A 22,539-nucleotide genomic window follows, 5' to 3' on the forward strand; every position below is an offset into this window, starting at 1 on the left:
CGGGAAAGCATGCTAGGAGCGACACGCCGGCTTTGACGAGCGGTTCTGTCCGCACCGATTCGCCCTGATCACCACCACGGCGCTCAATGCAGCGGAGCCACGCCTCCTGCCTCGATGGCGCCGGCCGCACCGCGCAGCGTGGCGACCAGGCCGGGCAGCCGATGCCGGTCGTAGCGCACCGACGGCATGGAGACGGACAGCCCCGCGACCGCCCGGCCCTCCGCATCGCGGACCGGGACACCGACCGCGACGACCCCGCGCTCCGAGAGCTGGTCGTTCAACGCGAAACCGGACCGGCGGACCCGGGCCAGCTGCGTCCGGAGACTCGCCAGGTCGGGCCGCTCCTCCGGGCGCTCCGCGTAGCGCTCCGGGGCGTAGAGGGCGTCGACCTCGGACGGCGAGAGCTCGGCGAGCAGCACGAGTCCACCCGTGGTGCGGTACGCGGGGAACACCATCCCCTCACGAGAGCCCACCCGCAGCGCGTGCTGGCACTCGACGCTGGCGATGAACCGGCATCGGTCCCCCGTCCGGATCGCCAGGTTCGCCGACTCCCCCACGACGTCGACGAGGTGTTGCAGATGTCCCAGCGCCCGGCTGCGCAGGTGCGACACGCTCGACTGCGAGTACGTCGCCAGCTCCAGCACCGGGCCGGGGTGGTACGTGCGGCGGTCATCCTGGACGGCGAAGTCGCGATAGACGAGCGTCTGCAGGAGCCGGTGGGCGGTCGAGCGGGCGACACCGAGCCGCTCGGCGACCTGGCTCACCGTGAGGCCGCCCTCCAGCTGCAGCATGACCGCGGCGCGCAGCGCGTGGTCGGCACTGGTCACCACGTAGGCCGGCGGGGTCTTCAGGTCCACGCTGTTTCTCCGATCGGTTCCGTAATGCAGAATCTCAAGTTCTGCACCGGCGACGCCTGCCACCGTAGACCACATGACGACGACAGACAGCCCGGTCCGTCTGCAGGCGGTCTCCTCGCCCGACCAGCCCGACGTGACGCCTGCCCTCGAGGAGCTCTACCGGGGCTTCGAGCAGGAGTTGCTGGTGCCCCTGTGGACCGAGATCGGCGACCTCATGCCCGCCCACCCGCGGTCGCGGGCCGTGCCGCACCTGTGGCGGTGGGAGAACCTGCTGCGGCTGGCCGCGCAGGCCGGCGACATCGTGCCGGTCGGACGTGGCGGCGAGCGGCGCGCGATCGCATTGGCGAACCCGGCCCTCGGAGGACGGCCGTTCGCCACGCCCACCCTGTGGGCGGCGATCCAGTACCTGATGCCCGGGGAGAACGCGCCGGAGCACCGGCACACCCAGCACGCGTTCCGGTTCGTCGTCGAGGGCTCGGGCGTCTGGACCGTCGTCGGCGGCGACGCCGTCCCGATGAACCGCGGCGACTTCCTGCCCCAGGCCGGCTGGAACTGGCACGCCCACCACAACGCCACGTCGGAGCCGATGGCCTGGATCGACGGGCTCGACATCCCGCTCCAGTACGTCACCGAGGCCCAGTTCTTCGAGTTCGGCCGCGACGAGATCTCCGACGCCGAGCGGATCACCCCCGAGCGTTCCCGCTCCGAGCGGCTCTGGGCCCATCCGGGCCTGACGCCGGTCGCCGTCGCGCACACCACCCCCGGCTCGCCGCTGCTGTCCTACAAGTGGGAGTACACCGACCGTGCGCTGAGCGACCAGCTGCTCCTGGAGAAGGAGGGCTACGCCGGCACCGTCGAGCCCGGACACGCCGCGGTCCGCTACTCGAACCCCGCCGACGGCCGGGACGTGCTCCCGACCATCCGCGCGGAGGTCCACCGTGTCGCCCGCGGAAGTGAAACCGTACCCGTGCGCGAGACCGGCTCCAGCGTCTACCAGGTCTTCGACGGCTCGGGCACCGTGACCGTCGGCGACCGCACCTGGTCGGTGACCCGCGGCGACCTGTTCGTCGTCCCGTCCTGGGAGCCCTTCTCGGTCCGCTCCGAAGCCGGCGCCACCGACTCCGACTCGCAGGCCCTCGACCTCTTCCGATTCACTGACGCACCCGTTTTCGAAGCGCTTCGACTCAACCGCCAGGAGACCACCCGATGAAGCTCGCAACCCTTCGTGTCGATGGCGGCACCCGCGCCGTCCGTGTCGAGGACGATCGGCTGGTCGACCTCGGCCACGACGACCTCGGTGCGCTGTTCGCCCGCGAGGACTGGGAGCAGGTCGCCGCGGCGGCCGACGGTGAGTCCTGGCCGTTGGAAGGCGCTGACCTCGCCCCGGTGGTGCCGAACCCGTCGAAGGTGATCTGTGTCGGGCACAACTACACCAACCACATCAAGGAGATGGGCCGCGAGCTGCCGTCGTACCCGACCCTGTTCCCCAAGTTCGCCGACACGCTGATCGGGCCGAACGACCCGATCGTCAAGCCGGCCGAGACCGAAGCCCTCGACTGGGAGGTCGAGCTGGTCGTGGTCATCGGCAAGCAGGTGCGGCGTGCCACCGAGGACGAGGCGGCCGCCGCCATCGCGGGCTTCACCGTGATGAACGACGTCTCCGTGCGGGACTGGCAGTTCCGCACCATTGAGTGGACCCAGGGCAAGATCTGGGACTCCTCCACCCCGGTCGGCCCCTACGTGGTCACCCCCGACGAGGTCGGCGGCGTCCGGCCCGCACTCGCCGTCCGAACCGTCGTCGACGGCCAGGTCATGCAGAGCGACGACACCGGCACCCTGCTCTTCGACCCGGTCCAGCTGGTGCGGTACATCTCCACCGTGGTCCGGCTCAACCCGGGCGACCTGATCGCGACCGGCACACCGGCCGGTGTCGGGCACGCCCGCGACCCGAAGGTCTACCTGGTCGGCGGCGAGACCGTCGTCACCGAGATCGAAGCGCTCGGGGCCTGCACCAACCTCGTCGTCAAGGAGCTCTGACATGCGCACCCATGCCGACACTCTGGCCTGGGTCGCCCTCGGCACCGAGCTGCTCGTCGCCCAGGTCGCCGTGCTGGACGAGGCGGGGATGACCGAGCCGAGCCTGCTGCCCGGCTGGACGCGCAAGCACCTCCTCGCCCATGTCGCCGCCAACGCCGACGCCCTCGGCAACCTGGCGGCATGGGCCCGGACCGGTGTGCCGACGCCCATGTACGCCTCGATGGAGCAGCGCGACGCCGACATCCGCGACGGCTCCCAGCGCCCGGCCGGCGAGCTCGCGACCTGGGTCGACGGATCGGCCCGGTCCCTGGCGGCGGCCATGGAGGCCCTCACCGCGGACCAGTGGTCCGCGGAGGTCGTCACCGCCCAGGGCCGCACCGTGCCGGCCACCGAGATCCCCTGGCTGCGGGCCCGCGAGGTGTGCGTGCACGTCGTCGACCTCGGGACCGGCCTGACCTTCGCCGATCTCCCCGAGGACTTCCTGACCGCGCTGGCCGCCGACATCAAGGCCAAGCGCGGCCTCGACGAGCTGCCCGACGGTCCCCTTCCCGACGTCGTGAGCTACCTCGCCGGACGTCCCCACGTCCTCGCCGGGGTCCCCGACCTCGGCCCCTGGCTCTGAGGAGGCCCGCACCATGAGCAACGTGGACGTGATCATCGTCGGCGGCGGCATCGGCGGACTGAGCACCGCCTTCGCCCTCACCCGGCTCGGCCTGAAGGTCCAGGTCCTGGAGCAGGCACCCGAGTTCGGGGAGGTCGGTGCCGGCCTGCAGCTCGCGCCGAACTGCACCCGGATCCTCGACGACTACGGCCTGCTCGACAAGGCGAAGTCTCTCGGCGTCGTTCCCGACCGGATGGTGATGCGTGACGCGCTCGACGGCAGCGAGCTGACCTCGCTCGACCTGCGCGACCTCGAACGGACCTACGGCTATCCCTACATGGTCATCCACCGCAGCGACCTGCACGGCCTCTTCCTCGAGGCCTGCCGTACCGCCGGTGTCGAGCTGCTCACCGAGCAGCGGGTCACGGCGTACGCCCAGGCCGAGGGCGGCGCCACCGTCGTCACCGAGGACGGCACCACCCGGGCCGCCCCGCTCGTGGTCGCCGCCGACGGCCTGCACTCGGTCGCGCGAAAGCTGCTCGTCGACGACGAGCCGGTCTCCTCCTCCTACGTCGCCTACCGCGGCACGGTCCCCATCCCCGAGCTCACCCGTCCAGTGGACCTCTCCGAGGTCGTTGTGTACGTGGGCCCGCGCTGCCATTTCGTGCACTACGGGCTGCGCGGCGGAGACCTCCTCAACCAGGTCGCCGTGTTCCAGTCGCCGAAGGCACTGGCCGGGCTCGAAGACTGGGGCACGCCGGACGAGCTCGACACCGCGTTCGCGGCCACGTGCGACGACGTCCGCTCCGGAATGTCGCACATGTGGCGCGACAAGTGGTGGCGGATGTTCGACCGCGACCCGATCAGCACCTGGGTCCGGGGCCGAATCGCGTTGCTCGGCGATGCCGCCCACCCGCCGCTGCAGTACATGGCGCAGGGCGCGATCATGGCGATCGAGGACGGCTGGGTGCTGACCGAGCACCTCAAGCGGCTGCGTGCGGGTGACGGCGCGCCGGACTGGGACGGTGCCCTCGCGGCGTACGAGGCCGTACGTCCCGAGCACTGCCGCCGCGTGGTGCTGACGGCCCGCGCCTGGGGCGAGTTGTGGCACCTCGACGGGCGTGCTCGCGAGCAGCGCAACCTTCTCCTCCGCCACCGGGCGATCGACGACTACTCGTTCACCGACTGGGTCTACGGGCCCACGGCCCTGTTCCCCGAGGACGAGCCGCCCATGTTCGAGCCGATCCCGCTGGCCGCGGCCGACCTGATCGTCAGCAGCTCCCAGGCCGGCTGAGCCGGGCCGCCTGACAACCGCGCATCACCGGGAGTCCTGCCCCGGGTCCTGCCCGAGTCCTGTCCCGGGGCCGGCCCGCCGGCCGCCTGGCCGGCGGCTGAGCGGCCGCTCGCGGCAGCCAAAGGGCGTGCGGACGCCGTCGACGATGACGGCGTCCGCACGCCCTTCTGCTTCTTTCGTCGTGCTCAGGAGAGCTGGAGGGGGTAGCCGCCGGAGATCGACAGGGTCTGTCCGGTGACCATGCCGGCGGCGTCGGTGCACAGGTAGTTCATGGCGTTGACGATGTCGGCCATCCTTCCCATGCGGTGGATCAGCTGCATGTCGTCGATCAGCACCCGCAGCTGGCCGGACAGCTCGTCGATCGCGTTGTCCGAGCCGATCGCGCCCGGCGCGACGGCGTTGACCCGGATGCCGTCGGGCGCGAACTCCTCGGCGAGCGCGACGGTCAGGCCCCGGACGCCGAGCTTGGTGATCCCGTACACGGTGTTCGACAGGTAGCCGGCGATCGACGAGAGGTTGAGGATCGCCGGGCCCTTCCCCTGGGCGAGGTACGGCCGGGCAGACCTCGCGCAGTTGACAACGCCCACCACGTTGACGCCGAGGATCTGGTGCCACTGCTCGGCCGTGACCGAGGTGACCGGGACGTTCCACTTCATCAGGTGCAGGCCGGCATTGTTGACCAGGACGTCGATGCCGCCGAGCCTCTCGGCCGCGGCGTCGACCGCGGTCTGGACGGACTGCTCGTCGGCGACGTCGCAGAGCACCGCCATCGCGGCGTCGCCGAGCTCGGCCGCGGCGGCCTCGGCCGCGGCCAGGTCGACGTCGGCGATGGCCACCTTGCCGCCCTGGCGTACGACGTCGCGCGCCATCTCCCTGCCGATGCCGTTGCCGGCGCCGGTCACGAACGCCACCCGGTTCTCGAATCCTCGTGCGTCAGTCATCTTCTCGGTCTCCTTCTCGGGTGGGTCGGCCTTCAACCCCCCGCCGGGTCGCGTGGTGCGAGCGACAACCCGGCCACGGTCTGCGGCGGGGGCAGGTGCGTCAGGCGGCCGTCACACGGTCGGCGCGGCGGGCGACTGGCGGGCGGCCTCCTCCATGGCGGCGCGCACGTCGATCGGCGTCCACCAGGGCTTGAGACCGAGGTCCTCGGCGATGATGCGGGACACGATGTAGCCGGCACCGCCGGAGATCGCACCGCCCGGGTGCGTGGGGGACCCGGCCATGTAGAGGTTCGAGATCGGTGTGCGGTAGCCGAAGTGGTTCCACATGCTCTGGTCGCCGCCGAACGAGCCCACGAAGATGTCACCCTCGACCATGTTGGTGATCTCCTTCGTGTAGTCGTTGGGCGTGTAGGTCCACGCGTGAACGATGTTGTCGTCGGTGAGGTTCGGGGCGTACTCGCGCCACTTGTCGATCACCTTGCGGGTGATCTCCTCCTTGACGGGCTCGATGTTCTCCGGGTCGCCGTCGGGCGCGTAGGGCATCGCGTACCAGGCGTACGCTGTCGAGCCGCCTTCCGGCGCCTGCGACGGGTCGAAGGCCGTGATGTTGCCGGTGCCGAACGACACGAGGTCGGGGATGCGGCCCTCGGCGACCTGCTGGTGCAGTCCGAACAGGTCCTCCATGGTCTCCGCGCCGACGTTGTACTTCAGCGACTTGTGGAGCGCGGGGTTGGCGTCCGAGCCGATGTAGCGCGGCGCCTCCTTGAGCGCGAGGTGGACGCCGAACAGGCCCCAGGCCGTCTGCTTGAAGTTGTCGATCTTTTCGAGGTAGTCGGCCGGCAACTGGTCACGGCCGACGAGCTTGTTCCAGGTCTGCGGGACGTCGATGCAGCTCGCCACGAACTGCCGGGCCTTGAGCGAGCGACCGTCGGTCAGCTCGATGCCGGTGGCGCGGCCGCCGTCGACGACGATGCGCGCCGCCTCGGCCTTGTTGATGAAGGTGCCGCCCGCGCGGATGAACTGCTCCATCAGGCCGCGGGCGAGGTTCCAGCTGCCGCCGACGCAGACCTGATAGCCGGCCGACAGGTCGAAGCCGCGGACGGCGGCGCCCATCGGGCTCTTCTCCGAGACGGCGTCGTAGAGGACGGTGCCGAAGAGCGAGAGCTTGAACAGCATGAGGAGCTGGACCTTCTCGTTCTCGAACAGCTCCTTCACGAGGTCGAGCGGCTGGCGCTCGATGATCTGGAGGAAGTCGCGGCCGATCTCGCTCTTCTCCAGCAGCGCCACGCGCTCGGCCTCGGCCAGCGGCTCGGAGTAGCGCTCGGCCAGGAAGATCGCGTTGCTGATCTTCTCCGAGCGCAGGTTCCACTCGCGGAAGGTCTCGGCGTCCTTCTTCGAGAACTGCGCGATCGAGGCGATCGTCTCCTCCGCGTCGCGGGAGATGACCAGCGACGAGCCGTCGAGATGCGGCTGCGCGAACTCGTACTGCGGGGTCACGTAGTCGACCGTGGCCGAAAGACCCAGGTCCTTGTACCAGGGCGTCTCGGTGATGTTGAAGTGGTTGATCGAGTGCGGGTTCTGGTAGAAGCCCGGCGGGCCCGGCTCGATGGTGCTCAGTCCCCCGCCGAACTGCAGCCGGCGCTCCAGTACGGCGATCTTGAGCCCGAGCCTCGACAGGTAGGTGCCCAGGATCAGCCCGTGCTGGCCGGCGCCGATGATGAGGCCGTCGTAGGTGTCAGACATGGTGCGCTTCTCCTCATTGACTCCGCGGCCGGGCTGCGGTGAACATTCGATTGTTCGGCTGAGCGGAATGCTAGACCGCAGTGTCGAACGCCTGTCATGCTAGGTGTCGTCGCGAGAAGCGGTCAAGAAGCACGTCCGACTTCTCCATCTGGAAGGGATCCCATGAGTCGAAGCGGAGTGCTCGCGGACCGGGTGGCTGTCATCACCGGGTCCGGCCAGGGCATCGGAAGAGAGTTCGCGCAGGCGTTCGCCGCGGCCGGCGCCGCCGTCGTGGTCGCCGACCTCGACGGCGAGAACGCCGAAAAGGTGGCGGCGCAGCTGCGCGAGGGGGGCGCTCAGGCGCTCGGGCTCGGGGTCGACGTCTCCGACGAGACCGCCGTCACGCGCATGGTCGAGGCGACCGTCGCCGAGTTCGGGCGCATCGACGTGCTCGTCAACGGTGCGGCGATGTTCTCCACCCTCACCATGAAGCCGTTCGAGGAGATCGGCGCCGACGAGTGGCGCAAGGTGATCGACGTCAACATCAACGGCGTCTTCCTGTGCTGCCGCGCCGTCAGCGCGACGATGCGGGCCCAGGGCTCCGGCACGATCGTCAACATCTCCTCCTCGACCGTGCTCGGCGGGCGCCCGAACTACCTGCACTACGTGACGTCCAAGGCCGCGGTCGTCGGCATGACCCGCTCGCTCGCCCGCGAGCTCGGGCCCGCCGGGATCAACGTCAACGTGATCATGCCCGGCTCCGTGGAGACCGGGATCCCGCGGGACTCCGCCCGCCCCGAGGCCGTCGACCAGATCATCGGCAACCAGGCGCTGAAGCGCCGGATCGTCTCCGCCGACATCGCCGGTGCGGCCGTCTTCCTCGCCTCGGACGCAGCCTCGATGATCACCGGCCAGAGCCTGGTCGTCGACGGAGGGATGAACTTCCTGTGAGCCGCAACATCGACCTGACCCTTGCCATCAACGACTCCGACCAGGTCCGCGACCTGGCCTCGGGCAAGGTCACCGTCAACGGAGTGGACCTGCGGGTCACCTACCACGAGGTGGAGGAGATCTTCTTCCGCTTCACCAAGTTCCGCGAGTGGGAGATCAGCGAGATGTCGCTGGGCAAGTACTGCTCGCTGCGCGGCGCCGGAGACGACTCCGTCGTGGGCCTGCCCGTCTTCCCCTCCCGCTCGTTCCGCCACTCCGGCATCTACGTGCGCGCCGACGGTCCGGTCGACGACCCGACCGCGCTGGCGGGTGCGCGGATCGGCTTCCCGGAGTGGACCGTGACCGCCACGGTCTACCAGCGCGCGCTCCTGCAGCACGAGTTCGGCCTCGACCTCACCGCGATCGACTGGGTCCAGGGCGGCATCAACGAACCGGGCCGGATCGAGACCCTGCCGGTCGGGCTTCCCGACGGCATCACCGTGCGGGCGGAGCGCGAGCGCTCCCTCAACCAGATGCTGATCGACGGCGACCTGGACGCGGTGATCGTGCCGCACACCCCCGACGCCGCGGCCGACGGCTCCGGGCGGGTGGTCCAGCTCTTCTCCGACGTGTACTCCGTCGAGCGGGAGTACTACCGGCGGACGGGGATCTTCCCGATCATGCACGTGCTGGTCACCCGCAAGGACGTGTTCGAACGCCACCCGTGGATCGGGCCGAACCTGGTCACCGCCTTCACGCAGGCCAAGGACAACAGCATCGCCCGGATGCTCAGCGGCACCGCCCCGCACGTGCCGGTGCCGTGGGCGCCGATCACGGCCGCTATCGCGGCCGACGTCTTCGGCGGCGACATGTGGCCCTACGGGGTCGAGGCCAACCGCACGACACTCGAGGCCTTCACCACCTATGCCGCCGAGCAGAGCCTGACCCCCGCCAAGCTGGCGGTCGCGGACCTTTTCCCCGCCTCGGTGATGCAGAGCCACGTGATCTGATCGTTCGCGGGAACGACGACGGGGCCGCCCGAGGGGACCCGTCGTCGTTTCCTGGGCGCGCGCCGAGGCGGAGGTCGCGCGGGTCAGATCATCGCGCCGAAGCGCCGGCCCTCCAGCACCGCGTGGGTGATCCGCCGCGGAGCCAGGGCGTCACCGATGACGTACGTCTCGCCCTCGTCGCCGGCCGGGACCGGGTTGGCCACCCGGCCGATCGCGGTGACGACCGCGCCGGCCGGGATCTCCCCGGCCGCGCCGCTGAAGACCTGCTCGGTGTGCACCACGCCCTTGCTCCACGCGGTCACCGCGGTCATCGACACGAACTCCACCCCCAGCTTCGAGAGCCGGGACAGCAGCCCGCTCAGCGAACGAGGCTCGACGTCCTCACCGTGCGCGTGACGCTCGGTGAGCAGCCACACCCGCCAGCCCTCACCGGCCAGCAGTTCTGCGGCGATGAACGGCTCGAGATGCGTCTCGGGACCGCCCACGACGACCACGGGCCCGTCGGCCGCGGGCCGCCGGCCGGACAGCAGGTCGGAGGTCGTCAGCACCGGGGCGTCGGCCGGGAACGGCGCGGTCAGCGGCTCCGCGCCGACCGCCCAGATCACCTTGTCGGGGGCGAGCTCGGCGAGGGTCTCCTCGTTCACCTCCGTGCCCGGCCGGAAGTCGACACCGGCCGCCCGGACCCGGCGTTCGAGCTGGTCGACCAGCGCCGACCACTCCACCACCATGGGGGACGACACCAGGCGCCGCAGCGTGCCGCCCACGGCGTCCTCGCGGTCGAGGAGGATCACCTCGTGCCCGCGCTCGGCCGCCTTCGCCGCGGCGGTCGCCCCGGCAGGCCCGGCACCGACCACGACGATCCGCTTGGGCGACTCCGGCACCGGGCCGTCGTGGAATCCCTCGCGGCCCGCGTCCGGGTTGACCGGGCACGACAGCGGGACCCGCACGCACTCGTTGCAGCCGATGCAGGTGGCGATCTCCTCACCGCGACCCGAGATCGCCTTGGCGGCGAAGTCCGGGTCGGCGATATAGGCCCGCGCGGCGCCGATCAGGTCGGCGTCGCCCCGCTCGAGGATCTCCCGCGCGAACGCGGCGGTGGTGATCCGGCCGGTCACCAGGAGCGGCCGCTCGAGGCCGGCCTCGGCCAGCGCGGTGCGGATCGTCCGGGCACCGTCGACGGCGGGACCGTGCGCGGTGAGCCAGGGACTGGTGTACGGCGTGCTCGGCCGGCCGTTGCGCAGCCCGTTGTGGTTGCCGATCGAGACCGACAGATAGTCGAGGTACGGCGCGACGTCGCAGGCGATCCTCGCCGACATCTGCGCGGTGAGCCCGCCCTCGATCTCCTCGCTGACCTGCAGCCGCAGCCCGAGCAGCGGCGCCGAGCCGATCCGCTCACGGATCCGTTCCAGCAGGCGCACCAGCAGGGCGGAGCCGGCGGCCCACTCGTCGGTGCGGCGGTTGTAGTACGGCGAGATGAAGCGGTTGAGCAGGTAGCCGTGACCGGCGTGCAGCTCGACCCCGTCGAACCCGTTGGCCGCGATGGAGCCCGCGTTGCCGACGTAGCCCTCGATCAGGTTGCCGATCTCGGTGCCGGTGAGCGCGTGCGGCACCGTGCCGAACTCGTCGCCGCGCAGGGCGGACGGTGCCAGCGCCGGGGAGAAGCTGTCCCAGGACCGCTCCGCGCCGGGGTGGTGGATCTGGCCGATCGCCACGGTGCCGTGCTGCCGGACCGTGTCGGCGAAGCCCGCGAAGACGTCACCGAGACCGGCGAGCAGCTTCGTCTCGTACCGCTCGTCGCGCGGGTGATACGACACGCCGTCCTGGTCACCGCGCGCGTCCTCAAGGCCCGCGACGATGTCGGGCGGGTAGACCGGCATGCTCATCACGCCCATGCCCGCGGGCAGGATGGCCATCGCGACAGCGGCCCCTGCGCGCCGGCTCAGGTACGCCGGCAGCCGCCCCGCACCCAGGCGTCCCAGGTGCGGGGTCATCACCATCCGGTTGCGGAGGGTGCGGGAGCCGATTCGCAGAGGCTGCGCGAGCAGGTCCGCGGACGTGCTCAACCGGCGAGCGCCTTCGCGCTGAGGTAGCCGTAGGTCATGCCGGCCGCCAGCGTCGCGCCGGCACCGGGGTAACCGGGACCGAACGGGCTCGCGGCCACATTGCCGGCGGCGTAGAGTCCCTTGATCGTGCCGCCGTCCGCCGCCAGCACGTTGCCCGTGGTGTCGGTCTGCGGGCCGCCGTTGGTGCCCAGCGCGCCGAGGAGCACCTCGACGGCGTAGTACGGACCGTCCTCCAGCGGGCGCAGGTTGCGGTGCGGCGTTACGCGGGCGTCACCGCGGTAGGAGTCGTAGGTCGACTCGCCGCGGTGGAACTCGATGTCGACGCCGGTGGCGGCGTAGTCGTTGTATCGCTTCATCTGGTCGAGGAAGCCGTCCTTGTCGATGCCCAGCTTGTCGGCCAGTTCCTCGTAGGAGTCCGCGACCGTGAACCAGGCCGGGGCCGGCGTCTCGGGGGTCACCGTGGCCACGGAGTAGGAGTCCCGGAAGCGCTGGTCGAAAATCAGCCAGCACGGCTGGTTCGCGTACGCGTAGGCCTGCGGGTCGAAGTTCGCCAGCGCCTTTCCCATGTCGTTGTAGTTCATCGCCTCGTCGACGAAGCGGCGGCCGGACCTGTTGACGATGATGCCGCCCGGCAGTGCCCGCAGGCTGCTGGTGGGCCGGTAGAGCGGGGCGTTGTCGTAGCTGTCGCCCATGACGTAGATCGAGGGGCTCCACCAGGCCTGATTCATGTTGCCGAGCATCGCGCCGGCGCCCATGGCCATGAGCAGGCCGTCACCGGTGTTGTGCGGCGGGCTGGACGGAGCGGTGAGCGGTGCGCCGAGGAACTGGTCGACCAGGGTCTTGTTCCACTCGAACCCACCGCTGGCGAGGATGACGCCGCGCCGGGCGCGTAGCTCCTGCTCGACGCCCTCGTGCTCGACGACGACGCCCGCGACGGAACCGTCCGCCCCGCGGATCAGCCGCCTCGCCGGGGTGTCGGTGTGAAGCGTGACGCCCTTGCGCTGGCAGCCGTGCAGCAGGGCGCCCACGAGCGCGGCGCCCATGCCGACGATGCCCTTGCCGACCCGGTCGGCGATCAGGGCCCAGTCCCAGCGGTCGAGGGTGTCCTGGCCCCACTCGTCGACCTCGAGGCGCGTGATCGGCACGCTGCTGTGCGCCTGACGCAGCTTGGGCTTCAGGTCGCCGAGCAGGGTGGTGTCGAACAGGTCGCCCTGCAGGGTCCGGCCGCCGCCGGACATGGCGCCGGCCATGTCGGGCTGGTAGTCGGGGTGGTGCGGGTTCGCCTCGAACGAGATGCCCGTGAGCGCGACGACCTCGTCGAGCATCGGGTTCACCGTGTCGACGAAGACCGTGTAGCGGTCCTCCTCGACGCGGCCCATCGTGATGGTCTTCAGGTACGCGAGCGCGTCCTCGCGGCTGTCCGTGCGACCGAGGTCGGCCAGCCAGCGGTTGCAGGGCGCCCAGATCGAGCCGCCGGAGACGACACTCGTGCCGCCGAAGACGCCCGCCTTCTCGACGACGGTGACGCTCAACCCGGCGTCGGCCGCGATCAGCGCGGCGGTCAGCCCGGAGGCACCGGAGCCCACGACGACGACATCGGCTTCGTTCATGATGTTTCTCTTCTCCCTTGTGTCGCTGGCGGTCACGAGATGTGGTGGCAGGCGATGAACTGGCCGGGCCGCTTCTCCTCGAGCTGCGGTTCCTCCTGCGCGCACCGGTCGGTCGCCAGCGGGCAGCGGGTACGGAACCGGCATCCGCTCGGTGGGTTCAGCGGTGAGGGCAGGTCCTGGGCGGCCCCGTCCACGGAGGGCTTGATCCGCTCCCCCGTCACCCGGGGCACCGAGGCGAGGAGGAGCTGGGTGTAGGGGTGATGGACGGTCTCGCGGTCGAGCGCGTCCACCTCGAGCACCTCGGCGACCTTGCCGAGGTACATGACAAGGATCCGGTCGCTGATGTTCTTCACGACGCCGAGGTCGTGGGAGATGAACATCATCGCCAGCCCGTGCTCGGCGCGGGTGCGCTTGAGCAGGTTGAGCATCTGGCTCTGGACCGAGACGTCGAGGCTGGCCAGGATCTCGTCGCAGATCAGGAGGCTGGGCCGCATCATCAGTGCCCGGGCGATCGAGACCCGCTGGCACTGGCCGCCGGACAGCTCGTGCGGGTAGCGGTTCCAGACCGTCGCGGAGTCGAGGCCGACGTCGTCGAGCAGCTCACGCGTCCGCTCCTCCAGCGCATGGCGGTCGCCGCCGCGGTGCCAGATCTCGACGCCTTCCTGGACGAGGTCCTTGACCTTGCGCCGCGGGTTCAGCGACGCCATCGGGTCCTGGAAGATCAGCTGCATCGCCACCCGGGTCTCGCGAAGCCGCTTCGCCGACAGGGTGCCGAGCTCGGTGTCGTCGAGGTTGACGACACCGCTGTTCGGGGCGGGCAGGTGCATCACGGCGCGTGCGACGGTGGACTTGCCGCAGCCGGACTCGCCGACGAACCCGACGGTCTCCCCCGGTGCGACGTCGAAGCTGACGCCGGACACGGCGTGGACGCGCCGGCCGCCCTTCGCGGGGAACTCGACCTGGAGGTCCTCGACCCGGAGCAGGGTGCTGCCGGCTTCGCGCAGGTGGGTCTTCCCTGTCCCTGCCATCAGATGCTCACCTCCTGCGTGCTGCGGACCGCGTCGAGCGGGTAGAAGCAGGCGGCGCCATGGGACGGGATGCCGCCGCTCTCCAGGGAGGGCTCCTCCTCCCGGCACCGGCCCTGGACGAACCGGCAACGGGGGGCGAACCGGCATCCCGGGAACCGGTGGGCCGGGTCCGGTGGACGGCCGGGGATCGACACCAGCTCCGCCCGTGCCGGGTTCTCCAGGTGCGGTTTCGCGTCGAGCAGTGCCTGGGAGTAGGGGTGCCGCTGGTGGCGGAAGAAGTCCGACGACACGGCCTCCTCCTGGATGCGCCCGGCGTACATGACGGCGACCTTGTCGCTGCGGCCGGCCACGACACCGAGGTCGTGGCTCACCAGGAGCATGGCCATGCCCTGCTCCTCGCACAGCATGCCGAGCAGGTCGAGGACGTGCTTCTGGACGGTCACATCGAGCGCGGTGGTCGGTTCGTCGGCGATCAGCAGCTGCGGCCGGCAGGCCAGGGCGATGGCGATGCCGACGCGCTGGCGCATGCCGCCCGAGAGCTCGTGGGGGTACTGGCCGAACCGGCGGGCCGGGTCGGGAATGCGCACGGTGTCGAGCAGCTCGATCGCGCGCCGCCTGGCCTCCTGGCGGGACAGCGACTTGTCGTGCCGGCGCAGCGTCTCGGTGATGTGGACGCCGATCAGCTTGACCGGGTTCAGGGAGCTGAGCGGGTCCTGGAAGATCATCGCGATCCTGGCGCCCAGGTACTGCGCCCGCGTCTTCTTGTCGGGGTTCGCGATGTCGACACCGTCGAAGAGCACCGACCCCGTGACCGTGGCGTTCGGCGCGGCGCTGGTGAGCCCCATGACGGTGCGTCCGAGGACGGACTTCCCGGATCCGGACTCGCCCACGATCCCGAGCGTCTGACCGCGCTCGAGGTCGAAGGAGACCCGGTCGACCGACACGACTTCGCCACGTGAGGTGGTGAACGTCGTGGTCAGGTCACGTACGTGCAGCAACGGCCGGCTCACAGCGACACCTCCCGCTTGTCCCAACGCTTGCGCATTCGCTCCCCGAGCAGGTTGAACGAGAACACGGTGAGGAACAGGACCGCCGCCGGGACGTAAACGAGGTGGGGATAGTCCTCCATCTTCCCGTTGAGTCCTTCACCGATCATGTTGCCCCAGGTCGGCTGCGGCGGACGCAGCCCGATGCCCAGGAAGCTGAGCGAGGCCTCGGCCACGATGAGGGCCGAGACGTACACCAGGCACAGCGGCACCACCGACAGCAGCACATTGGGCATGAGCTCGCGGAACACGATCCGCGCCCGGCCGGCGCCGAGCGCCTGAGCGACGGTCACGAACTCCCGCTGGGCGAAGGCGAGGGTGTTGGCCCGCGTCACCCGGATCATGCCCGGGATGGCGACCAGCGACAGTGCCAGCGCCATGTTGAGCGCGCTCGGCCGCAGCACGGTGGCCAGGGCGATGAGCAGGATCAGGGCGGGGACCGCGAGCAGGGTGTTGGTCAGCGTGCCGATGATCCTGTCGACCGTGCCGCGCAGGTAGCCGGCGACGACCCCGAGCGTGCCGCCGACGAACGTGCCGATGAGGACGGCGGAGATGCTCACCGCCATCGAGACGCGGGCGCCGTAGATGATGCGCGAGAGCATGTCCAGGCCGAGGGCGTTGGTGCCGAGCGGGTGGGCGCTGCCCAGCGACGGCGGTTGGTAGACCGGCTCGAGGAGGGTCTTCGCGGCGTCCTGCGCCTCCTGCAGCCCGAGCACGGGCGCGGTGATCGCGGCGAGGATGAGCACCGCCAGCCACGCGCCGCACAACCACAGCAGCAGGTCGATGCGGCGGCGACGTCCGGGCCGCGCGGTAGGCGCGAGCGCCGCGGTCTCAGGCGCCGACACGACGGATCCTCGGGTCGATGACGCTGTACATGAGGTCGACTCCGGCGTTGATCAGCACGTAGCAGGCGGCGATGACGAGCACGGCGCCCTGGATCACCGTGATGTTGCCCTGGCTGGCGGAGGAGACCACCAGCCGGCCCATCCCCGGCAGGGAGAAGAGAGTCTCGACGATCACCGTGCTGCCGATAAGCTGGGCTAAGCTGAGGCCGAGCACCGTGATCAGCGAGTACGACGACGGGCGGAACGCGTCGAAGATCATGATGCGCCACGCGGGCATGCCCTTGGCACGTGCGGAGAGCACGAAGTCCTCCTGGAGAGTTCGGACGAGATCGCCGCGCAGCACCCGGGTGAAGGTGGGGATTTCGAGCAGCGCGATCGTGATCACGGGCAGCGCAGCGTGGTAGAGATTCTGGCCGAGCCCGTCGGTGACCCCCACCCAGCCGACGCGCGGGAACAGGTGGAGCTGGTTGACCAGGAGGGCGATCAGCACCAGGCCCGAGACGAAGCTCGGCACCGACATGATGCCGAAGGTCGTGGCACTGGCCGCCCGGTCGAGCAGGCCGTCGGGGCGACGCGCCGAGATCATCGCGAGCGGGATCGACACGACCAGTGCGACGACGAGCGCGAGCACCGCGAGCTCGATACTGACCGCGAACGCGGACCCGATGAGACTGGTGACGTCCTCGTTGGGCGGCACCATGGAGGTGCCCAGGTCGCCCTGGAACACGTGGCCGAGCCACGTGAAGTACCGCTCCACCAGCGGTTCGTTGAGACCAAGCTTGTCGCGGAGCTCGGCATAGGCCTCGGGCGACTGGTTGTCGCCCAGGATCGCCACCGCCGGATCTCCCGGCATGAGCGAGGTGAGCGAGAACGTGCCCAGACTCACCAGGAACATGACCACCAGGAGCTGGGCCACCTTTCCCGCCGCAGCTTTCATCAGGTCCTCACCAACTTCACCTCGGCTGAACGATCGGACGGGCGGTGGTGCGGGGGCGGCGGACGACGCCCCCGCACACCGTGTGCATGACGCAGGGTTACTTGCTGATCCATGCCTTGGAGAAGTCGAGCGTCAGCCGTGAGGAGACCTCGATGTCGTGCACGTTCTTGTTCCACACGACCATCTGGGCCGTCGTGTTGTAGGGCACAGCCGGCACCGTCTCGGCCCACTCGGCCTGGATCGTCGCCATCTGGGCGGCCTTTTCCGCCGTGTCGTCGGCGGCGGCGAAGTCGCTCAGCGCCTTCGCGATCGTCTCGTTGTAGTAGCCGAGCTGGTTGTCCTTGCGGCCGAAGCGCTCCAGGTAGCTCGTGTAGAGCTCGCCCGGCTCGTCCGGCACCGGCCAGCCGTACATCGCGAGATCGTAGTCCCGCTTGATCAGGACCGCGTTGATGAGGTCGGTGATCGACTGCACCGGCTTGGCGTCCACCTTGAAGCCGACGGCCTCGAGCTGGGCCTCGATGGTCAGCGCCGCCTCGGCCTGCGCCGACGGGTAGAGCAGCTCGATCTTGCCGTCGAAGCCCTTCGCGTCGGCAAGGTGCTTCTTGGCCGCCTCGGCGTCGTAGGTGAAGGTCGGCTTGTCGTTGGCCCACTGCGACTCGGCGGAGAAGATGCCGGTGCCCGGGAACGCGTTGCCGTCGAAGGCGCGCTGGTTGATCACGTCGGTGTTGATCGCGGACGCGATGGCCTCGCGGACGTTGATGTCTTTGCCGGGGGTGTCCGGCCGGCTGGGCGTACCGTTGTTGATCAGCAGCATCGAGCCGGTGTTGGTCATCCGCACGTAGCCGCTGTAGCCGCTGCTGGGCTGGATGTAATCCTTCACGATCGCCGGCGTGCCGATCAGGCTGCCCTGGATGCCACCGGCCTGGAAGGCGTCCTTCAGCGCCTGGTCACCGGTCGTGATCGTCTGAAAGGTCAGCGAGTCGAGGTACGGCTTGCCGTCCCAGTAGTCCGGGTTGGCCTTGAGCACGAGGTTCTGCCCCGGGGTCCACTTGTCGAGCATGAACGGACCGGCGCCGACCGGCTCGCGCTGGTAGGACTCGCCCTCGTCCTTGACGGCCTTCGGCGAGGCGATCATGCCGGGGGCCTGGGAGAGGAGATAAGGGAAGTCCGCCCACTTCTGTTTCAGCGTGATGACCACCGTCTTGGCGTCCTTCGCGACCGCCTTCTTCACCACGGAGGCCCACAGGCCGGAGAAGCCCGCGCCGCTCTTGGCCATGCGGTCGAAGTTGAACAGGACGGCGTCCGCGTCGTACGGCGTGCCGTCGGTGAACTCGACGCCGTCCCGCAGGACGACGGTCCACTCGGTGAAGTCGTCGTTGGCGCTGATCGAGTCCGCCATCGAAGGCACGTACTTCCCGGCCTTGGTGTCGTACTCGGTCAGGGTGCCGTAGACCGCCCGCGCCTCGTCGCCGCCCGAGGTGCCCGAGTACTGCTGCGAGGCGGGGTCGAAGCTCGCGATGCCGCCGCCGTACCCGAAGGTCAGCGAACCACCGCTGACCGGGTCACCCGAGGCCGCGGTCATCCCGAACGGCCCGTTCTCGACCTTCAGAGGGTCGGCCTTCACCGACGCCGGGGCGGTCGTGTTGCTGCAGCCCATCATGACCAGGGCGGCGACGGTTGCAGCGACCCCGACGGGCAGGAGGCGAATTTTTCTCATTGGTTCTCCCGGGTGGGTGAAAGATCAGGTGTCCCCCGTGACATCTGCTTGGTGGGTGGTGGTGCTCACTCGAAGGTGATGATGGGAAGCAGGGCGTCGCGGTTGAGCGCGCTCCACAGCGCCTCGTCGGCGCGCTCGAACGGGAGGATCGGGTCACACAGCGCCTTGGCGTCCAGGTAGCCGTTCTCGATCAGGTTCGCCAGGCGCGGGATGTCCCGCAGGACGTTGGCTCCGCCGTAGGCAGCCGAGAGGTACCTCTTGCCGTGGTAGTCGAACGGCCCCGGGGCCGGGCCCCAGACCTTGGGATCGTTGGTCGGCGCGACGACGCCGGTGGCGACGAACGTGCCACCGCGACGGGTCATCTTCGGCCCGAGGGTGATGAAGTGGGCGCCGGTCCTGTCGTCGGGGCTTCCGGTGGTCGGGTCGCCGAAGGTGATGCCGGCCGCCTCGAAAACGTGGTCGGCGCCGTTGCCGTCGTAGAAGCCCTCGTACGGCTTCCCGCCGGCGTACATGTTGTCCGTTGTCGGCCGGCACAGCTCGCGGACCTTCCCGACGAGGTGGTCCATGCCGACCTCGTCGGAGTTGAGCACCACGTGCGCTCCGGCGGCTTTGGCGGCGTCGAGGCGGTGCGGGATCCGCTCCACGGCGATGATCAGGCGGGCGCCGGCCATCTTGGCGGCCTGGATGATCGCGAGACCGAGCGGGCCGGCGCCGAGGACGACGACCGAGGACGCGATCTCGATGCGCATGCCGAGCAGGCCGAAGGCCCAGCCGGGGCCCGGCACACAGGCCAGCGAGGCGAGTTCGATGTTCGAGAGCCTGCTCTCGTTGACCGGCACGACCCACGATTCGTCGTTCACGGCGAGCTCGGCGAAGCCCCCGGTGTGGTCCTGCCAGACCGACCGGCCGTCCTCCATCTCGGCGAACGGCGGGTTGTCGGGGTGGGCGAAGTCGATGTCGTTCTTGTGACCGCAGCACCACCACTCGCCGCGCAGGCAGCTGTAACAGGTGCCGCACGCGGGGAGGACGGGCGTGACGACCTTGTCGCCCGGCTTCACGCGCGTGACGAGCGGACCGACCTCCTCGACGATGCCCATGGCGCCGTGACCCGGGCTGCGCGGCCGGACAGCCTGGTTGGGAAGCTCGGACACGTTCGTGACGATGGTGTAGCAGGCCTGCGCCGCCAGGTTCCGGATCACGACGTCCTTCGGGCGGATCGGGTTCAGGCGCAGCGTCTTCATCTCGAACTTGTCGTCGTATCGAACCCATCCCTGGAAGGTCCGGGGGGTCTCGCTCATCGGTTTCGCTCCTTGAGGCGGTGGGTGAGCCTGTGAGCACCTCGCACGAAAGGGCACCGTGCGACGCTCAGGCTAGGAAAGGGTTGTGACGACGGCCACAAATCGCGGCCGCATTTCTGCAGGACGGAATTGTCCCTATCATGACTGTCCGAAAATTAGCGGGAGCCCGGTTGGAGGTCCAACGAGACCGCCTTCACCTGCGTGAAGGACAGCAGCTCCTCGACGTGCTCCTCACGCCCCAGCCCCGAGTTCTTGACCCCGCCGAACGGGAGGCCGACGAAGTGCCGGGACGACGTGTTGAGCCAGACGTAACCGGCCTCGACCTTTCGGGCGAGGATGTGAGCCTTGGCCACGTCCTGAGTCCAGAGGCTGGCGGTGAGGCCGAGCGGCGAGTCGTTGACCAGGCCGATCGCCTCATCCTCGGTGTCGAACGCGGTCACTGAGAGCACCGGCCCGAAGATCTCTTCGTTGAAGATCTCCGCGGTCGGCGGCACGTCGGCGAACACGGTGGGTTGCACGAACGCGCCCTCGATCTGGGCGCCGCCTCCGGTCACGGCCCGCAGTCCCTCCCCCTTGGCCCGCTCCACGAACCCCATCACCCGGTCACGGTGCTGCGGGGTGACCATGGCGCCCATCTCGGTTTCCGGGTCCAGCGGGTCGCCCATCCTGACTGCCTTCGCACCGGCCGCCACGCGCTCGACGACCTCGTCGACCAGCGAGCGGTGCACCAGCAGCCGCGAGGTCGAGCCGCAGGACTGCCCTGCGGTCCAGTGGAAGTTCATGCCCGTGATGGCACCGGCCGCGGCGACCGCCGGGTCGGCGTCCTCGAGCACGACCATGGGGTTCTTGCCACCGAGTTCCAGCGTCGTGTTCTTGATGCCGGCCCGCGCGGCGCTCTGCAGGATCACCTGGCCCGTCGGCACACTGCCCGTGAACGCGATCCGTCGTATATCGGGGTGCGCCACCATCGCGGCGCCGGCGGTGGCGCCGAGGCCGGACAGGACGGACAGCACGCCCGGCGGCAGCAGCGGCGCGAACAGCTCGGCCATCCGCAGGGCGGACAGCGGCGTCTGGTCGGGCGCCTTGAGCACGACGGCGTTGCCCGCGAGCAGCGGCGCCGCGATCCGCGAGGCCGCGAACATCAGCGGGTGGTTGTAGGGGATCAGCCGTGCGACGACGCCGTAGGGCTCGCGCACGGTGTAGTGAAGCATGTTGGGCCGCCCGACCACAGTCTCCCCGCCGAGGTTCATCGCCCAGTCGGCGAAGACCTCAAGCAGCTCGGCAGCCAGGTCGACGTCACCCTTCATCGCCGTAACGGGGTTGCCGCCGTCCTGGGCGTCGAGGAAACCAAGCTCGTCCCGGTGCTCGCGGAGCGTGGCGGCCATCTTCCGCAGCACCTTCGCGCGCTCAGCCGGGGCCGCGGCCGCCCAGTCGAGGTAGGCACGCTTGCCGCTCGCCACTGCGCGGTCGACGTCGTCGGACGTGGCGGCGGGCACGAACCCGAGGGACTTTCCCGAGGCCGGAGAGAAGGTCTCGTAAGTGTCACCGTTGCTCGCCGGCACCAACTTGCCGTCGATCAGCATGTTCATCGTCAGCTCCTGTCGCCTTTGGGAAGGGACGTAATCAGGAGTGACCGTCGCCAGATTCGGCGGCGTTCGAGCATTCTTGAGGACAGAACGTTTTCTTCCCGGACTCGCGTTCTCAGGCGATGTCACACAAGTCGGGCGCCATTCGGGCCGCCTCCGCCATCAACGCCTTGCCGATCTTCGGGATCAGGCTGTTGGGACACCGCGACGGGCGGACTGCGACCGCGAGCGCACCCCGCACGACGCCGTCGGCGTCCTTGAGCACCGCGGCGACCGAGACGATGTTGCGCTCGCTCTCCTCGTCGTTGATCGCATAGCCGCGCCGGCGTACGGCGTTGAGCTTGGTGACGAGCTCCGGGAGCTCGGAGACGGCGGGGCCGTAGACGACGGGGAGCCCGTGGGAGTAGAGGGACTCGAGCTCGGCCTTCGTGAACTGCGCCAGCAGCGCGCGGCCCCCGGCGGTGTTGTGGGCGGGAAGCACCATGCCCTCCCGCGTACCGACCCGGTCGGCGTGGTCCGCCTCGATGCCGTCGACGAACCGCACCGCCGAGCCCTGGAGCGCCATCAGGTGGACCGTCTCCTCAAGCTGCCGGCTCAGGGAGACCAGCGACGGCCTCATCACCGCGCGCAGATCGCGCCCGGACCGCGCCGATGCCGGCGTCACCGAGAACGCCGGGCCGAGATGGTACTTGCGCTTGAGGTCCTGAACGGCGAAGCCGTGGTGGACCAGCATCGCCAGGAGGCGGTGTGCCGTGGACGGTGCGATCCCAAGCTGGCGTGCGACCTCGACGACGCCCAGCCCCGGCCCGAGCTCGAACCCGGGCGCGCTGGCACCGTCGCCGGCGATCACGGCCGGCACGTCGGTCCGGTTGCGCAGCAGCGTCAGCAGCCGTAACGCGTTGTCGACGGAGTCGATCGGATAGGCGGCGGGCTTGGTCGAGCGACCCACGGCATTCTGCACGACGGAAACCGTAGGACGGTCGTCACACCAGGTCAACGACGATCCCTAATCTCGTC

Annotated in this window: 19 protein-coding genes; 6 read left to right on the top strand and 13 right to left on the bottom strand. The window is 69.7% G+C overall.

What is annotated here, in order from left to right:
- Nucleotides 1-83: 83 nt before the first annotated feature.
- Nucleotides 84-857, bottom strand: a complete 774-nt coding sequence (locus FLX07_RS31780; protein WP_208762485.1) for an IclR family transcriptional regulator — start codon at nucleotides 855-857, stop codon at nucleotides 84-86.
- A 73-nt stretch (nucleotides 858-930) separates the two neighbouring features.
- Here FLX07_RS31780 and FLX07_RS31785 point away from each other — a divergent pair, with 73 nt between their 5' ends.
- The 4 genes from FLX07_RS31785 to FLX07_RS31800 are packed head-to-tail and all read left to right on the top strand — an operon-like array spanning nucleotide 931 to nucleotide 4,789.
- A complete protein-coding gene (locus FLX07_RS31785; protein ID WP_142575382.1) occupies nucleotides 931-2,067 on the top strand; it encodes a cupin domain-containing protein in 1,137 nt (378 codons plus the stop codon).
- Complete coding sequence (locus FLX07_RS31790) at nucleotides 2,064-2,894, top strand: fumarylacetoacetate hydrolase family protein (protein WP_142575383.1); 831 nt, start codon at nucleotides 2,064-2,066, stop codon at nucleotides 2,892-2,894. Before FLX07_RS31785 ends, FLX07_RS31790 begins: the two co-directional genes overlap by 4 nt.
- 1 nt (nucleotide 2,895) lies before the next feature.
- Nucleotides 2,896-3,516, top strand: a complete 621-nt coding sequence (locus tag FLX07_RS31795) for a maleylpyruvate isomerase family mycothiol-dependent enzyme (protein WP_142575384.1) — start codon at nucleotides 2,896-2,898, stop codon at nucleotides 3,514-3,516.
- Between the two features lie 13 nt (nucleotides 3,517-3,529).
- On the top strand, nucleotides 3,530-4,789 hold the full coding sequence (locus tag FLX07_RS31800; RefSeq protein WP_189104993.1) for an FAD-dependent oxidoreductase: 1,260 nt from the start codon (nucleotides 3,530-3,532) through the stop codon (nucleotides 4,787-4,789).
- A 185-nt stretch (nucleotides 4,790-4,974) separates the two neighbouring features.
- Here the strand turns inward: FLX07_RS31800 and FLX07_RS31805 are convergent, their stop codons facing one another.
- On the bottom strand, nucleotides 4,975-5,730 hold the full coding sequence (locus FLX07_RS31805) for an SDR family NAD(P)-dependent oxidoreductase (protein WP_142575385.1): 756 nt from the start codon (nucleotides 5,728-5,730) through the stop codon (nucleotides 4,975-4,977).
- Nucleotides 5,731-5,841: 111 nt separating this feature from the next.
- A complete protein-coding gene (locus FLX07_RS31810; RefSeq protein ID WP_142575386.1) occupies nucleotides 5,842-7,473 on the bottom strand; it encodes a phytoene desaturase family protein in 1,632 nt (543 codons plus the stop codon).
- 162 nt (nucleotides 7,474-7,635) lie between these two features.
- On the opposite strand from FLX07_RS31810, the gene FLX07_RS31815 reads away from it, so the two are divergent.
- Nucleotides 7,636-8,403 (top strand): SDR family NAD(P)-dependent oxidoreductase, encoded by a 768-nt coding sequence (locus FLX07_RS31815; RefSeq protein ID WP_142575387.1) that lies wholly within the window; start codon nucleotides 7,636-7,638, stop codon nucleotides 8,401-8,403.
- Nucleotides 8,400-9,392 carry a substrate-binding domain-containing protein gene (locus FLX07_RS31820; RefSeq protein ID WP_142575388.1) on the top strand — a complete coding sequence of 331 codons (993 nt, stop codon included), beginning with the start codon at nucleotides 8,400-8,402 and terminating at the stop codon, nucleotides 9,390-9,392. The genes FLX07_RS31815 and FLX07_RS31820 overlap by 4 nt, the downstream gene beginning before the upstream one ends.
- Before the next feature lie 83 nt (nucleotides 9,393-9,475).
- Here FLX07_RS31820 and FLX07_RS31825 read toward each other — a convergent pair whose 3' ends face one another.
- The 10 genes from FLX07_RS31825 to FLX07_RS31870 all read right to left on the bottom strand — a co-directional run bounded on the left by FLX07_RS31825 (nucleotide 9,476) and on the right by FLX07_RS31870 (nucleotide 22,483).
- Nucleotides 9,476-11,455, bottom strand: a complete 1,980-nt coding sequence (locus FLX07_RS31825) for an oxidoreductase (protein ID WP_142575389.1) — start codon at nucleotides 11,453-11,455, stop codon at nucleotides 9,476-9,478.
- Nucleotides 11,452-13,065 carry an FAD-dependent oxidoreductase gene (locus tag FLX07_RS31830; RefSeq protein ID WP_167748463.1) on the bottom strand — a complete coding sequence of 538 codons (1,614 nt, stop codon included), beginning with the start codon at nucleotides 13,063-13,065 and terminating at the stop codon, nucleotides 11,452-11,454. The genes FLX07_RS31825 and FLX07_RS31830 overlap by 4 nt, the downstream gene beginning before the upstream one ends.
- A gap of 32 nt (nucleotides 13,066-13,097) precedes the next feature.
- Nucleotides 13,098-14,093, bottom strand: coding sequence for an ABC transporter ATP-binding protein (locus tag FLX07_RS31835; protein ID WP_142575391.1), 996 nt, complete (start codon nucleotides 14,091-14,093; stop codon nucleotides 13,098-13,100).
- Nucleotides 14,093-15,103: an ABC transporter ATP-binding protein gene (locus FLX07_RS31840; RefSeq protein ID WP_229689767.1), complete on the bottom strand. Its 1,011-nt coding sequence runs from the start codon at nucleotides 15,101-15,103 to the stop codon at nucleotides 14,093-14,095. Before FLX07_RS31840 ends, FLX07_RS31835 begins: the two co-directional genes overlap by 1 nt.
- Nucleotides 15,100-15,984, bottom strand: a complete 885-nt coding sequence (locus FLX07_RS31845) for an ABC transporter permease (protein ID WP_208762486.1) — start codon at nucleotides 15,982-15,984, stop codon at nucleotides 15,100-15,102. Before FLX07_RS31845 ends, FLX07_RS31840 begins: the two co-directional genes overlap by 4 nt.
- A complete protein-coding gene (locus FLX07_RS31850; RefSeq protein ID WP_142575393.1) occupies nucleotides 15,971-16,921 on the bottom strand; it encodes an ABC transporter permease in 951 nt (316 codons plus the stop codon). Before FLX07_RS31850 ends, FLX07_RS31845 begins: the two co-directional genes overlap by 14 nt.
- A gap of 97 nt (nucleotides 16,922-17,018) precedes the next feature.
- Entirely contained in the window at nucleotides 17,019-18,638 is a 1,620-nt protein-coding gene (locus FLX07_RS31855) for an ABC transporter substrate-binding protein (protein ID WP_142575394.1), read from the bottom strand.
- Between the two features lie 65 nt (nucleotides 18,639-18,703).
- The gene (locus FLX07_RS31860) at nucleotides 18,704-19,936 is read right to left on the bottom strand and encodes an alcohol dehydrogenase catalytic domain-containing protein (protein ID WP_142575395.1); all 1,233 of its coding nucleotides are present in this window, start codon (nucleotides 19,934-19,936) and stop codon (nucleotides 18,704-18,706) included.
- A 155-nt stretch (nucleotides 19,937-20,091) separates the two neighbouring features.
- Nucleotides 20,092-21,525, bottom strand: a complete 1,434-nt coding sequence (locus FLX07_RS31865; protein ID WP_142575396.1) for an aldehyde dehydrogenase family protein — start codon at nucleotides 21,523-21,525, stop codon at nucleotides 20,092-20,094.
- A gap of 112 nt (nucleotides 21,526-21,637) precedes the next feature.
- Entirely contained in the window at nucleotides 21,638-22,483 is an 846-nt protein-coding gene (locus tag FLX07_RS31870) for an IclR family transcriptional regulator (RefSeq protein WP_167748464.1), read from the bottom strand.
- Between the last annotated feature and the right edge of the window lie 56 nt (nucleotides 22,484-22,539).

The organism is Microbispora bryophytorum (assembly GCF_006874465.1).
In the GTDB taxonomy this organism is placed as follows: Bacteria; Actinomycetota; Actinomycetes; order Streptosporangiales; family Streptosporangiaceae; genus Microbispora; species Microbispora bryophytorum.